Source organism: Gluconobacter sp. OJA (genome assembly GCF_039638325.1).
GTDB classification, from domain to species: domain Bacteria; phylum Pseudomonadota; class Alphaproteobacteria; order Acetobacterales; family Acetobacteraceae; genus Gluconobacter; species Gluconobacter cerinus.
Genome location: NZ_JBDIWI010000001.1, coordinates 1,457,732 through 1,471,037, shown reverse-complemented (window position 1 = coordinate 1,471,037; position 13,306 = coordinate 1,457,732). Strand labels below are relative to the sequence as shown.

At 56.4% G+C, this 13,306-nt stretch carries 12 protein-coding genes; 7 read left to right on the top strand and 5 right to left on the bottom strand.

What is annotated here, in order from left to right; all coding sequences use genetic code 11:
• Window positions 1–24: 24 nt before the first annotated feature.
• Both ABDK75_RS06975 and ABDK75_RS06970 read right to left on the bottom strand, forming a co-directional pair.
• Window positions 25–903 (bottom strand): prephenate dehydrogenase/arogenate dehydrogenase family protein, encoded by an 879-nt coding sequence (locus ABDK75_RS06975; RefSeq protein WP_099212717.1) that lies wholly within the window; start codon window positions 901–903, stop codon window positions 25–27.
• Complete coding sequence (locus tag ABDK75_RS06970) at window positions 903–2,072, bottom strand: lysylphosphatidylglycerol synthase domain-containing protein (RefSeq protein ID WP_346005321.1); 1,170 nt, start codon at window positions 2,070–2,072, stop codon at window positions 903–905. Before ABDK75_RS06970 ends, ABDK75_RS06975 begins: the two co-directional genes overlap by 1 nt.
• A 138-nt stretch (window positions 2,073–2,210) precedes the next feature.
• On the opposite strand from ABDK75_RS06970, the gene hpnA reads away from it, so the two are divergent.
• Genes hpnA through hpnC form a run of 3 tightly spaced genes read left to right on the top strand, consistent with a single transcriptional unit; the run spans window position 2,211 to window position 5,205 of the window.
• The gene (gene hpnA / locus ABDK75_RS06965) at window positions 2,211–3,206 is read left to right on the top strand and encodes a hopanoid-associated sugar epimerase (RefSeq protein ID WP_046901689.1); all 996 of its coding nucleotides are present in this window, start codon (window positions 2,211–2,213) and stop codon (window positions 3,204–3,206) included.
• Window positions 3,206–4,348, top strand: a complete 1,143-nt coding sequence (locus ABDK75_RS06960; protein WP_211502828.1) for a glycosyltransferase — start codon at window positions 3,206–3,208, stop codon at window positions 4,346–4,348. The genes hpnA and ABDK75_RS06960 overlap by 1 nt, the downstream gene beginning before the upstream one ends.
• The gene (hpnC, locus tag ABDK75_RS06955; protein ID WP_086633215.1) at window positions 4,345–5,205 is read left to right on the top strand and encodes a squalene synthase HpnC; all 861 of its coding nucleotides are present in this window, start codon (window positions 4,345–4,347) and stop codon (window positions 5,203–5,205) included. The genes ABDK75_RS06960 and hpnC overlap by 4 nt, the downstream gene beginning before the upstream one ends.
• Before the next feature lie 39 nt (window positions 5,206–5,244).
• Here hpnC and ABDK75_RS06950 read toward each other — a convergent pair whose 3' ends face one another.
• Entirely contained in the window at window positions 5,245–6,420 is a 1,176-nt protein-coding gene (locus ABDK75_RS06950; RefSeq protein WP_099212663.1) for a pyridoxal phosphate-dependent aminotransferase, read from the bottom strand.
• 83 nt (window positions 6,421–6,503) lie between these two features.
• On the bottom strand, window positions 6,504–6,947 hold the full coding sequence (locus ABDK75_RS06945; protein WP_346005320.1) for a cupin domain-containing protein: 444 nt from the start codon (window positions 6,945–6,947) through the stop codon (window positions 6,504–6,506).
• 136 nt (window positions 6,948–7,083) lie between these two features.
• Between ABDK75_RS06945 and hpnD the strand changes: the two genes are divergently transcribed.
• The 4 genes from hpnD (at window position 7,084) to ABDK75_RS06925 (ending at window position 11,954) form a co-directional block, all read left to right on the top strand.
• On the top strand, window positions 7,084–7,959 hold the full coding sequence (gene hpnD / locus ABDK75_RS06940; RefSeq protein ID WP_317214171.1) for a presqualene diphosphate synthase HpnD: 876 nt from the start codon (window positions 7,084–7,086) through the stop codon (window positions 7,957–7,959).
• A 5-nt stretch (window positions 7,960–7,964) separates the two neighbouring features.
• Window positions 7,965–9,260, top strand: coding sequence for a hydroxysqualene dehydroxylase HpnE (gene hpnE, locus ABDK75_RS06935; RefSeq protein ID WP_086633211.1), 1,296 nt, complete (start codon window positions 7,965–7,967; stop codon window positions 9,258–9,260).
• Window positions 9,261–9,333: 73 nt separating this feature from the next.
• The gene (gene shc, locus ABDK75_RS06930) at window positions 9,334–11,322 is read left to right on the top strand and encodes a squalene--hopene cyclase (protein ID WP_211508508.1); all 1,989 of its coding nucleotides are present in this window, start codon (window positions 9,334–9,336) and stop codon (window positions 11,320–11,322) included.
• Window positions 11,322–11,954, top strand: coding sequence for a hypothetical protein (locus ABDK75_RS06925; protein ID WP_346005319.1), 633 nt, complete (start codon window positions 11,322–11,324; stop codon window positions 11,952–11,954). The genes shc and ABDK75_RS06925 overlap by 1 nt, the downstream gene beginning before the upstream one ends.
• Here the strand turns inward: ABDK75_RS06925 and ABDK75_RS06920 are convergent.
• Window positions 11,922–13,283, bottom strand: a complete 1,362-nt coding sequence (locus ABDK75_RS06920; protein WP_346005318.1) for a sodium:solute symporter family transporter — start codon at window positions 13,281–13,283, stop codon at window positions 11,922–11,924. The two genes, ABDK75_RS06925 and ABDK75_RS06920, sit on opposite strands and share 33 nt — an antisense overlap.
• Window positions 13,284–13,306 lie beyond the last annotated feature (23 nt).

Genomic DNA, 13,306 nt, shown 5'->3' with positions numbered 1-13,306 from the left:
CTATTTTTCAGGAAGGGAAAATATTCAAGCCTGTCGATTTTCGATCAGTGTCCGCCGGATTGCTCGACCTCGCTCAATCCGGCTTGTAATTGCGTCCTCATCCCCTGCACGTATCGCCTGCGCCATACCCTGAGCATCTGCAACGAAGCGATCCAAGGTCTCTAACAAGACATCCTTGTTGGCGATGAAGATGTCTCGCCACATGACGGGATCAGAAGCCGCAATACGCGTGAAATCACGGAAACCTGAGGCGGCATAGTCCAGAACGGCTGCGCGGATTTCTTCGGAAAGATTATCCGCCGTATCGCAGATCGTAAAAGCCAGCAGATGGGGAAGGTGACTTACCATGGCGCAGATACGGTCATGCTTGTCATCAGGAAGAATTTTTGTGCGAGCGCCACAAAGCTCCCACAGCTTCTGGATCTTTCCTATAGCAAGCTCATTTGCGCCCTCTGGCGGCACGAGCAGCGACCAGCGGTTCTCAAAAAGCGTTGCAAAACCAGCGTCCGGCCCTGAGTGCTCGGTTCCAGCCATAGGATGACCCGGAACATAGTCTACACCGGCGGGCAGGAGTGCCTGTATCGTAGGGCCGAGTTTTCCACGTACAGATGCAACATCCGTGAGGATTGCTCCCGGTCGCATGTGAGGCAGAATAGCGCGCGCTGTCGCCTCTACTGCACCGACGGGAACACAGATCATCACGCAGTCAGCCTGCGCTGCCAGCGCCATATCGTCTGTAACAACGTCTGCAAATCCAAGCTCGCGGACGCGATCAAGAACGGCAGGGCTAATATCAGCCGCGATCAACGTATCCGCCAGCGTGCCCATTTCTTTCCCCCGCCGCAGGACAGAGGAACCGATCAGACCGGGACCAATAACGGCCAGAGAACGGAAAAGGGGCATCACAGAACGCGCGGCGCGGTTGCGAAAGCGGCGTCGTCCTCTTTTTCAGCTTTCTGATGAGATGATCCGTCTTTTCCCGCAGCCCCAGCTATCGCAGACGTTCTGGCCTTTTTCAGGACCGACGTAACGGTGTCTTCAGGAGCGTCGGCAAGAGTAGCCCGTTCTTTGCGAAGACGATTCATCTCTACAGCCTGCCATCCAAGAAGAACGGGAATGCCGATCAGGATATCACGCCCACGGCGGAGCAGAGACAGGCTGAGGGAGATCTGTGAGTCTATTCCGAAGATGAGGCCGAGCGCCACATAGGCGGCTTCCTGCACACCAAGAGCCGCCGGAACAAGGAAGCCTGCTGACATGATCCCACACACCACGCCTTCAATGGCGAGAGCAGACAAAAACCCGACGTGAGCACCTAACAGCTCCAGAGCCGTCCATGTGGCTGCTGCACCACCGACCCAGCAACTGAAATGCACGATCGCGCCCAGCATAATGCGATCCGGGCGCCCCCAAAGCGATTCCAGCCGCGCCTGAAAAATGTCTGTATTTCCGATGAGGCTTTCTCGCCAGTCAGAGGCGATATGACGCCCGAAGAACATGGCGGCCTTGCGTACCATCGATCCGCCGCGGTGCTGCGTCCAGATGAAACCGGCAATGCCGAGAGAGAGCAGCACCATGCCGCCCATCAGAGGCCAGATAAACCGCGCGGCTCCCTGATGACCAACGAGGCAGAGAATCGCAACAAGAATGAAGGCGATCTGCCCCAGAACCTCTGTTGTGATGTCGACCAGATTGGCCGCCACACCTTCCGGCCAGTGAAGATCTTCGCCATCAACGTCCCGAGCCTGATGCCCTGCCAGGGTTGCACGAACGCCGAGGACCATTCCGCCAAGCTGGGAAAAGGGCAGGCAGGCACCGGCTGCATCGCGGACAAATCGCGCGCCGGTCAATCGTGCCAGACCAATCTGCGGTACGGCTGCCTTCCAGGCGAGGCCGAGACCGACATCCAGAACAAGCTGGATCAGCACCAGAAGGAAGAAACCTCCGACGCCAACTTTTCCAAGAGCTTCCATGACTGGCTGGATGCCTGCCTTGGCGGCAATGAATGTGAAAAGAGCCACACCCAGAAGGGAGAGAATAATAGGGAGAGTTTTTTTCAACGTCTTCGTCACATACCGTTCGCAACACACTCTAACCCACAGCTCTGCAATATTCCAGCCTTGCAGACGCTTGCCCCCGAAAGCCACCGGCAGTAAGGTGGCCGAAAAATTTCAACCTGTTGCTGATGAGCCGAGGAGAAGATTGCCACCATGAACGATGTCACACTCGTTACAGGGGCTACCGGGTTCGTTGGTTCTGCTGTTGCCCGCGTACTCCGGGAACGTGGGCACCGCCTGCGTTTGTTCGTTCGGGAAAACTCGGACCGTTCCAACATTGCAGAGCTCGACGCGGAACTTGCCATCGGGGATCTGTCTGATCCGACGACCCTTCCTGCCGCTCTCAAAGGTGTGAAGATCCTCTTTCACGTCGCTGCCGATTACCGACTCTGGGTCCCGGACCCTTCCGTCATGATGAAAGCGAACGTGGACGGTACACGGAACCTGATGCTCGCAGCCCTTGAGGCCGGGGTAGAAAAGATCGTTTACTGCTCTTCCGTAGCAGCGCTTGGCCTGAGCAAAGACGGCACACCTGCTGACGAAGAAACATACGTCACGGAAAGCAGTGTCATCGGCACGTACAAACTGTCCAAGTATCGTGCGGAACAAGAAGTGCTGAAGCTGGTCCGGGAAAAAGGTCTTCCAGCGATTATCGTCAATCCGTCCACGCCGATTGGTCCGCGCGATATCAAGCCAACCCCCACCGGGCAGATGATTCTTGACTGCGCCTCCGGCCGGATGCCCGCATACGTCGAGACCGGATTGAACATCGTTCACGTAGACGATGTCGCAGAAGGCCATGTTCTGGCTCTGGAACGCGGAAAAATTGGCGAAAAATATATTCTCGGTGGCGAGAACATGATGCTGGGAGACCTCTTTAGGCTCACCAGCGAAATTGCCTGCGTCAAGCCGCCTCGGGTCAAGCTCAAGCAATCCTGGCTCTACCCAGTCGCGGTCGTCTCTGAATGGCTCGCACGAGGATTCGGGATTGAGCCCCGCGTGACACGTGAAACACTCGCCATGTCCCGGAAGCTCATGTTCTTCTCATCGCTCAAGGCTCAGAGAGAACTGGGCTACGCGCCGCGCCCTGCACGGGATGCGATCGCGGATGCGATTTCATGGTTCCGACTGCATGGACGTATGAAATAATGCTGTTTGGAAGCGCACTTACCAGTCTTGGGGCTTGGATTTATCTTTCACTCTTCCATGGAAAATTCTGGCAGGGTGGCCCAACTCTCAAAGCAGGTTCGTCGCCCCCGTGCGCCCCGGATGTTGCAATCGTGGTGCCGGCGCGTGACGAAGCTGAGTCTATCCAGTCGTGTCTGACATCTCTTCTGCAGCAGGACTACGACGGCAAACTTTCTGTCATTCTCGTAGATGACAACAGCACGGACGGAACGGGAGATCTGGCACGCGCCGTTCCCGACCCTCATAACAGGCTGATTGTTCTCACTGGTGCCCCACGACCACCCGGCTGGAGTGGCAAGCTGTGGGCAGTTAACCAGGGCGCCCAAAAGGCCCTGCACCATATTGGGCCTTACGGCTACATTCTGTTTACCGATGCCGACATCATGCATGCGCCGCAGCATCTGGCCACACTTTTGGCCAAGGCGCGTGAAGACGATCTCGACATGGTTTCAGAGATGGTTGCCCTTAACTGCGAAAGCTCGGCCGAGCGGTTTCTTGTTCCGGCTTTCGTCTATTTCTTCGCCATGCTCTATCCGTTTGCTTGGACGGCCAGTGAACGGTCGCGCATTGCAGGAGCCGCAGGGGGAACAATCCTTCTCCGTCGACGCGCTCTGGAGCGGATCGGTGGCATCGAAGCCATCCGGGGCGCACTGATTGATGACTGCACGCTCGCAGCGCATGTCAAACGATCGGGTGGCCGGCTCTATCTGGGGCATAGCGAACTTGCATGGTCAGTTCGTCCCTATCGCGGAGCCAAAGACATCTGGGAAATGATTGCCCGGACAGCTTACGTCCAGCTTCGCCAGTCTCCCTTGCTGTTGCTGGCGACCATTCTGGGAATGACGCTGATCTGGCTTCTCCCTGTCGGTCTGGCACTTTTTGGCAAGGGGCATACGAGGAAAGTCGGACTTCTGACCTATCTCGTGTCTTGCGCAACCTTTCTGCCAACTTTGAAGCGGTTCGGTCTTCCACTATGGCGGGCATTACCGCTGCCATTCGTTGCGGCTTTTTATATGGCTGCCACCGTTGGTTCTGCCATAGACCACCATAGAGGCGTCGGCGTACGCTGGAAAAATCGTTCCTATACGGATGAGGCATCGTGACAGAAGACATCTGGGGGACGAAAGACGTCACCTCCGCCAAAGGCAAAACTGACGAAAATTTTCCCGTCGGCTCTCTACTGATTTCCCGGCGCCTGCGCCCATATGTTCACACATATTACAATTTCGCCCGCGTCGCCGATGACATGGTGGACACTCCTGACCTGACGCCGCAGCAGAAAATTGCGCGGCTGAAAGGGATGGCTGCCGTCATTCGCGGGGAAATCCAGGCGCCTCAAAGAGCAGATGCACAGACAGCCGTAAAATTAAGAGAGGTGCTTCTTAAAACAGGCGTTCCTCTGGAAACGGCAACGGATCTTCTTGAAGCATTCTGTATGGATGCAGAAAAGACACGTTATGAGAGCTGGCAGGAACTCCTGCATTACTGCCGGTATTCGGCCAACCCGGTTGGGCGCTTTCTTCTGCTGCTACACGCAGAAGGGCAGGAGACCTTGGCGCCATCAGACGCTCTATGTTCCGCATTGCAGGTCATCAACCATCTTCAGGATGCGTCTGAGGATCTGAAAACGCTGGATCGATGCTACATCCCGCTTCCCTGGCTCGCAGAAGAAGGCGTTACGATCGACGATCTTCGGCTTGTTCGAAGCAAACCAGGTCTACGCCGCGTTTTTGATAGAATGCTGGATGGCGTAGACACGCTGAATCGCGAAGCCCGCGGGCTACCGATGCTGATCAAGGATCGCCGGATGCGGCTTGAAGCTGCTGTTATCGTAGAGCTATCGCATATTTTGACGCGCAAACTAAGGCGTCAGGACCCTGTCGCAGAGCGTGTGTCTCTCACGAAATCAGACGGTGTAAAGGCATTGCTTCTGGCTATGCGCTACTTTCCGTCGAACTAACTAAGATGAGGGAAGGCCTCAGGCCTTCCCTCAGGCAGATCAGCCGATAATACGGTCGAGCGCTGCACAGAACTTTTTCATGTCGCTCATGGAGCCAACCGTAATACGGGAGGCATTCGGCCAGATCGGCCAAGAGCGACCAATGATAATGTTTTCCTTCAGGAAAGCATCCTTGATCGGTGCAGCAGGGCGCTTCCAGTCAATAACGAACATATTCGCGTCAGACGGAATGAAGCTGATACCCTTCTTCTGAAGGTGCTCATAGGTCATGGCGCGTGCCGCATCCATCTCACGACGGCGTGCCGCAATATCCGACGCCATGGTCAGGCTCTTCGTACCGCAGATGACCGCAGGGATCGGCAGCATGTGCGTCTGGTTTACACCGTCATAGCGCATCATCTTCTCATGCAGGGCAGGAGGAGCCATGCTGAAGCCAAGCCGCAGGCCAGCCATTGCGAACATCTTCGAGAAGGTCCGCAGGACAACTACATCGCGTCCTTCAGCAACGAGCGAAACGGCGCTCGGGGCATCAGAGAAATGGATGTAGGCTTCATCAACCAGAACAATGGAGTCTTTCGGCTTGTTCGCAACGAGCCAGCGAATATCTTCCAGCGGGGTGATGGTGCCGGTCGGATTGTTCGGTGAGCAGATGTAGTAGACGCCGGCATTCGGATTAGCCTTCAGCATCGCCTTCACATCGGTCTTATAACCGTTCGATGCGTCCAGCGGCACCTTGGCCAGCGGAATCTTGAGCCACTCAGAAGCTACCCATCCGGCTTCGTAGCTTGGGTCAGCCGTGACCAGACCACGCGTCGGGGAACAGAACGTCACGATCGTACGACAGAGCGGGTCAGACGAACCACCCCACGGCAGAATGCAATTTTCTGGGACGTTGTCGATCTTGGCGGCTGTGCGGATCAGATCTTCGCGGGTATGGCCGCTCGGATCATACCGGTTTCCCTCGAAAACGGCAGCGGCACCCGCCTTGGCAGCGGCTGGAAAAGGACCTGTCCAGCATTCATTGCTGCCGATGCGGACCATCTTGGTGACATCACCGGGCGGCAGCGCGGTGAGGGGGGAAGCCTCAGCACGCCCAACAAGGGACCGAACTGCCATGCCTGCACTCATCAGTGCAGCCACGCGGCCCAGACTACGACGGGAATAACCGCGTGAGAGAAGATCGTCTTTTGCTTCAGGGGACAGGCAGTCGGTCATGCTCGGCTCACGCTCCTAGTGTGTCTGAAAACATACTAGAAACGAAACGATCTGTCTGTCAAAGCCCGAAATGAAATCGGATTTCAGTATTCCGGTTTCTGATTGTCTACCGGGATAGAGGTCGGCTTCCCTTCAACGCCCGCATAGGTCAGCAGAAGAACGGTCGGGACATCTCCTGACACACCACGATGCACATCATTCACTGACTCCGCAAAGGCTTCGCCCTGATGAAAGGTTCTGGTTTTGCCACTCTCACGGTCTTCAATTTTCAGCGTTCCCTGCAGCACATAACCAGCATTTGGAAATGGATGGACATGCCAGGGCAGCGCCGTGTGAGGCGGAATGGTGAGCCGGATCATACTTAGTTCTGGCTGGGATGTGGAATACGGCGTGTAGGCTACTCCGTTCCAGGAATGGGATGCGTTCAGCAGGTGATCAGCATGGGCGGTGGCTGTCGACGATTCTGCATGGGCAACTGAACCCGCAGTCAGGCAGGACAGAAGGATCAGAGACAAACGGAAATTCATCGGATACTCCTTTGGGCAGAGTGTTGCCATTTGGCATCATACAAACGTATGGCATCCCATTCCGTTCGTGTCGGCTTTGTGACATCCCGGTTTGGGGCTAGAACGCAGAATTTCTGAAACAGAACAGGTGACAGACATGGTTTTCAGCAGGGCGCGTGCTTTTTCTGGTCTTCCCTGCGCGCAGGCCGATCTTGACCATGTTGCGCACATTGTCACAGCCTCCGGGACATCTTTTGCCAGAGGTATGAAGGTCTTACCGGCTGCGAGACGGCAGGCCATGTTTGCGATCTATGCGTTCTGCCGGCAGGTCGACGACATTGCGGATGGTGACACAAATGTCGCTGACCCCGCACAGGCCCTGCAGGAATGGCATGAACGCATAGACCGCCTGTATCAGGGGGAAACGCAGGACGCACTCGATCGTGTTCTTGTGGCAGCAATTTTCCGCTTCCAGCTTCAGGCCAAGGATTTCCATGCCGTTATTGACGGTATGGCCATGGACTGCGGTGCCCCCATTGTTGCACCTGACGAGAAAACCCTGGATCTGTATTGCGATCGCGTTGCGTCAGCCGTAGGTCGCCTCTCGGTTCGTGCCTTCGGGGACTCTTCCTCTGCGGCTGACCGTGTGTCCAAACATCTGGGGCGGGCCCTTCAGCTTACCAACATTCTGCGCGACATTGCTGAAGATGCAACACGGGACCGGCTGTACCTTCCGTCAGAACTGCTGGAACGCTTCAACGTACCCACCAATCCAAAAGAAGCTCTATACGCACACGGCCTGGATGATGTGGCACGTATCCTGAGCCGCCGCGCTCATGATCATTTCCGAGAAGCGCGCCGCGCAATGAAAGAATGCGACAGCACCGCCATGCGTCCAGCACGCATGATGGCAGCGTCTTATGAGCCAGTCCTGAACGCACTCGAAAAGCGTGGATGGAAAAATCCAGAGCTTTCTCCGAAAGTCAGTAAGGGCTGGAGGGCAGTCCGCGCTCTGGCGGCATACGTGAAGTAAGCCCGATGAGCCACGTTCATATTATTGGCGGAGGCCTGTCCGGCCTGTCTGCTGCCGTAGAACTTGCCGCCCAGGCCCAGGTCACGATCTATGAAGCAGGCCCTGCCTGTGGCGGACGCGCACGCTCTTTTCATGACCGCACGCTCGATACCCTGATCGACAACGGCAACCACCTGCTGCTGTCGGCCAACGGCCTGACATTCCGGTATCTGGATATTCTCGGCGCCCGTCACACACTGGCAGGCCCCGGCATTCCAATCTTTCCTTACTATGATCTGGCAGAAGATCTGGCTTGGACCCTACGCCTTTCAAAAGGAAAAGTCCCATTCTGGGCATTACCTGGCGGTCGCCGCGTTCCAGGCATGAAGCTTTCCGAACTGGCATCCCTCGGGCGTTTCCTGAAGGCTGATGACACGACCGTTGTGGAAGAGTGCCTGAAGCCCGGTCAGCTGAGCCGACGCCTCCTGGAGCCTTTCGCCATTTCGGTTCTGAACACAGACCTGCACACTGGCAGTGCACTGTTGTTGGGAAACGTCATCCGGAAGTCTCTGGCACAAGGCGGTATGGCCTGCTGCCCCTGGTTCCCAAAAATTGGCCTATCTGAAACACTGGTCGACCCAGCGATTTCATACCTGAACCGGTATCATGCGACGGTCCGCACGGGCGTCCGTGTTAGTACCATCATCAGAGAGAATGGTCGCGCGACTGCCATTGAGACGACGGAAGGCCGCATTGAGCTTGGACCGGAAGACCACGTCATTGTCGCTACACCCGCTCCAGTAACCCAGAACCTGTTGCCAGAACTGGTTGTGCCAGACGCGTTCGAGAGCATCGCAAACGCGCATTTCAAACTTGCTGCGCCCGTAGAGGCGAGGGGCGTCGTCGCTCAGGCAGGTTTTGTAGGTCTCGTGGGTGGTATTTCGGAGTGGATCTTTCTGAAAGGCGACGTCCTTTCCGTCACGGTCAGCGCCGCTAATCGCTACGCAGATCGGGACAGCAACGAGATGCTAGCCACCATCTGGTCTGAAATCCGACGCGCTCTTGATCCTATCCTGCCTCAGCCACTCCCGGTCGCGATGCCACCTGCTCGGCTGCTACGGGAAAAACGCGCTACATTCGCCGCGACACCAGAGCAAAACCGCCGTCGCCCCAAAGCGAAGACAGACACCGCCAATATGGCGCTGGCGGGAGACTGGACGGATACCGGGCTTCCCTCAACAATCGAAGGGGCCATTCAATCCGGGCTGGCAGCTGTCAGCGCTCTGGGTTTCCGTTCTGCTGTGAAAAACACGGAAACGTGATGAGTGCTCTCCAAACCATGGCTGTAACACAACTCCCGATAATGAGGGCTGCATGTCCCGGGAGACCTGAACAATGCTGATCTATCCTGATGAAAAGGAGGACCGTGTGAGCGAGACCCTTTCCCACAAGCCTGTCGACGCCGAAAACGTCAACCGCGCCATTGAGGGGGCCCATGCCGCTCTGGGCAATCGCCAGAAAGACGACGGACACTGGGTTTTTGAACTTGAGGCAGACGCGACCATTCCTGCCGAATACGTTCTGCTAGAGCATTATCTTGATCGTATTGATCAGGAAAAGCAGGACAAGATCGGCGTTTATCTGCGCCGCATTCAGGGCGAACATGGGGGCTGGCCGCTTTATTTTGGCGGCGGCTTTGACTTGTCCGCAAGTGTAAAAGCTTACTTCGCGCTCAAGGCCATCGGGGACAGTATAGACGCGCCACATATGCGTCGTGCCCGCGAAGCCATTCTGGACCACGGTGGGGCCGCCCGGTCCAATGTGTTCACACGCATCCAGCTTGCCCTGTATGGTGAAGTGCCTTGGGATGCCACGCCTGTCATGCCGGTTGAGCTCATGCTGCTCCCGCGGAAGGCGTTCTTCTCAGTCTGGAACATGTCGTACTGGTCACGATGTGTGCTGGCGCCGATGCTGGCAGTGGGGGCTATGAAGCCTACTGCCATCAATCCGCGTGGCATTCATATTCAGGAACTGTTCGTCAAACCACCTGAGCTGGTCAAGGATTGGATCCGGGGTCCATACCGCTCAATCTGGGGACGGGCTTTCAAACATCTGGACTCTGCGCTTCGGCCTGTCCTGCCGCTCATCCCTAACCGCATCCATGAGAAGGCCATCAAGGCTGCCATCAGCTTTATCGAACCACGCCTGAGTCGTGGCGGCCTTGGAGCGATCTACCCTGCCATGGCCAACGTGGTCATGATGTATCGAGCGCTTGGCGTGCCCGACAGCGATCCGCGCGTGGTCACGGCATGGGAGTCCATTCAGGACCTTCTCGTTCAAAAAGAAGACGAAATTTACTGTCAGCCCTGCGTCTCACCTGTGTGGGATACAGGACTGTCAGGGCTTGCCATGATGGAAGCAGCATCCGGTGCTCATCCCACCAAACGGGACGAAACCATCGCGAAGCTCAAGAAAAGTGCTGAATGGCTGCGGGACCGCCAGATCCTGGATGTCAAAGGAGACTGGGCTGTCAACACACCCAATCTACGTCCGGGTGGTTGGGCTTTCCAGTACGAAAACGATTACTACCCGGATGTGGATGATACGGCTGTTGTCGGTATGCTTCTGCATCGTGTTGATCCTGAAGAGAACCGTGAAGCCATTGAACGCGCACGGGAATGGATCATCGGAATGCAAAGCACCAATGGTGGGTGGGGCGCGTTCGACATCGATAATGATCTCGAAATGCTGAACCATATTCCGTTCTCGGATCATGGCGCGCTTCTGGACCCACCAACTGCCGATGTGTCCGCACGGTGCATTTCTTTCCTGTGTCAGCTTGGCCATCCGGAAGACCGGCCAGTCATCGACAAAGCACTGGATTACCTGCGCAAAGAGCAGGAAAAAGAAGGCTGCTGGTTCGGTCGCTGGGGCACGAACTATATCTACGGCACCTGGTCTGTTCTCTGCGCCCTGAACATTGCGGGCATCTCCTATGATGACCCGATGGTGAAGCGCGCCGTCACCTGGCTGGAAGACGTTCAGCGTGCAGATGGCGGATGGGGCGAAGATTGCGCAACCTATGAAGGCGCGCCTCCAGGCACATACAAGGAGAGCCTGCCGTCACAGACCGCCTGGGCTGTTCTCGCCTTGATGGCTGTGGGCCGCCGTGACAGTGAAGCCGTCAAGCGTGGCATCAACTTCCTGACATCAAAGCAGGATGATAACGGCGAATGGCAGGAAGACGCCTATAACGCTGTTGGCTTCCCGAAGGTATTTTACCTCCGCTATCATGGCTATAAGCAGTTCTTCCCGCTTCAGGCTCTGTCGCGTTACCGCAATCTGGGAACCAGCAACACCGGTCGCGTGGAATACGGTTTCTGATGCTGGGTGTTCTAGTCGGAATGAAGCAGGAAGCGCGCATCATTCGCCGCTTCCTGCCGGACGCACCGATTGCTTTGAGCAATGCTACAGCATCAGGCGCTGTGGCAGGAGCCGAGAGGCTTCTGCGCGCTGGGGCAACACGTCTGCTATCTTTCGGATGCGCTGGCGGACTGTCAACCAGCGTAAAACCAGGCACGATCATCGTGGCAGATCGTGTTGTCATGAGCGATACAAGCTACGAGGCCGATGCGGGTCTGAGCATACAGTTCGGAGCAGACCATGCCCGTCAGGGGCACATTCTTCATAGCGACAACCTCATCGAAACGGCGGAAGAAAAATCCCGTCTCTACGAGGCCACAGGCTGCATCGCCGTCGATATGGAAAGCGGCGCAATAGCCAGAACCGGCAAGCCTTTCGCAGTCCTTCGTGTCGTCTGCGATGATTCAGCCCGCAGCCTGCCGCCAGCTGCACGGGATGGCCTCAAGGATGGCGCCATCCATCTTGGCGGATTGTTGTCCTCTCTCGTCAGGCAGCCATCGCAGATTCCTGCGCTCATCGATCTGGGCAAGGATGCTGCCATGGCACAGAAAGCAATGGCCTTATTTCTGGAAGCCCATCCGCCGCAGCTGTGAGAAAATTCTAGCTCCTGCAAAAGTCGCCAGAACGCCTGCGGGCACCAGCCAAGGGAAGGCGATGGGATGACCTTCAATCCTGACCATCGCCAGACCGGCCAAAACAACAACGGCCGTCAGAAAACCGGCAATCCCATTTGCCTCATTTCGCGAATGTCCGACCATAGCCAGCAAAAACACTCCAAGCGTCGCACCATAGCTGTAAGACGCGATTGAGAGCCCGAACACGACGGCAGAGCCTGTCGGGTGAGAGAAAGACAGCGCGGTCACAACAAGCAGAACGGCCCAGAAACACGTCGCCGTCCGCAGGGACAGCGTCTTCTTCGGAAAAAAATCGCTTTTTGTCGCAGCGGCCATTGAGTTCATGGCACTGGAAAGAGATCCCATTGTCGCAGCCAGAATGCTAGCTACGAGCAGTCCGCGCAGAATAGGGGGCAATGTCAGAACAAACTGCGGGAAGAGTGCATCTGGAGCACCATGATAATCAGGCCAAAGTGCTCTTAACCCCACCCCGACAAATGAGAGCAGGGCGAACAGCAACGCCACGACAAACACACTTCCAATCATCGCTGCCCGCGCGCCTTTGAGCGTCTTTGCGGCGAGGCAACGCTGAAGCATGAGTTGGTCTGTACCGTGTGAGGCAAGGGAAAGAATTGCGCCGCCAACAACAGCTCCGGCTACGGAAAAAGGATTGGTGAATGCTGGCAATCCCGCAGTAAACATGGGAGCCGCATGAAAAATATCAGTCCCTGAGCGGTTGAACAGCACGACCCCACACGCGACACTGCCGCCGAGATAGAGAAGCAATTGAAGCGTGTCGGACCAGACGACAGCTTTCAGACCGCCCGCCAGCGTATAAGCCAGCGTGAGAATGACAATCCCCATGAGCAGGACAATATCCGGAATGGGATAGCCGATACTCGCACACAACAGGGAAACCGGAATCATGCCAGCGTACAAACGTACAGCCTCGGCAAGAAGGCGCGTCAGCAGGAACGTGCCAGACACCAGCTTCTGAAGACGCGTTCCGAACCGCTGGCCAACATACCGATAGATGGATGTCGCGCCCCGCTCATGCAGAGGCAGAAACCACCAGGCAACAGCCACGCGTCCGAGCAGATACCCGACTGCCAACCCCAAGAAAACATATCCATGCAGGTATGCCACGCCAGGAACACTGACGATGGTCAATGTGGACGTTTCGGTTGCAACTAACGAGAGGCAGATAGCCCAAGGCGGAAGATCTTTATGAGGTTGCCGCGCCAGAGTGAGCGCAAAAAGCGGCAACGACACGAGATAAAGCAGGATGACAGTAAGGCTCTGGATCATCCTGTCCGTTCTGTAGGTGGAAC

What these genes read in the sequence shown, in the direction of transcription:
- ABDK75_RS06950 (WP_099212663.1), bottom strand. Translation starts at nt 6,420, where the DNA reads ATGACCGACTGCCTGTCCCCTGAAGCAAAAGACGATCTTCTCTCACGC.
- shc (WP_211508508.1), top strand. Translation starts at nt 9,334, where the DNA reads ATGCTGATCTATCCTGATGAAAAGGAGGACCGTGTGAGCGAGACCCTT.
- ABDK75_RS06925 (WP_346005319.1), top strand. Translation starts at nt 11,322, where the DNA reads ATGCTGGGTGTTCTAGTCGGAATGAAGCAGGAAGCGCGCATCATTCGC.
- ABDK75_RS06960 (WP_211502828.1), top strand. Translation starts at nt 3,206, where the DNA reads ATGCTGTTTGGAAGCGCACTTACCAGTCTTGGGGCTTGGATTTATCTT.
- hpnE (WP_086633211.1), top strand. Translation starts at nt 7,965, where the DNA reads ATGAGCCACGTTCATATTATTGGCGGAGGCCTGTCCGGCCTGTCTGCT.
- ABDK75_RS06975 (WP_099212717.1), bottom strand. Translation starts at nt 903, where the DNA reads ATGCCCCTTTTCCGTTCTCTGGCCGTTATTGGTCCCGGTCTGATCGGT.
- ABDK75_RS06945 (WP_346005320.1), bottom strand. Translation starts at nt 6,947, where the DNA reads ATGAATTTCCGTTTGTCTCTGATCCTTCTGTCCTGCCTGACTGCGGGT.
- ABDK75_RS06920 (WP_346005318.1), bottom strand. Translation starts at nt 13,283, where the DNA reads ATGATCCAGAGCCTTACTGTCATCCTGCTTTATCTCGTGTCGTTGCCG.
- hpnD (WP_317214171.1), top strand. Translation starts at nt 7,084, where the DNA reads ATGGTTTTCAGCAGGGCGCGTGCTTTTTCTGGTCTTCCCTGCGCGCAG.
- hpnA (WP_046901689.1), top strand. Translation starts at nt 2,211, where the DNA reads ATGAACGATGTCACACTCGTTACAGGGGCTACCGGGTTCGTTGGTTCT.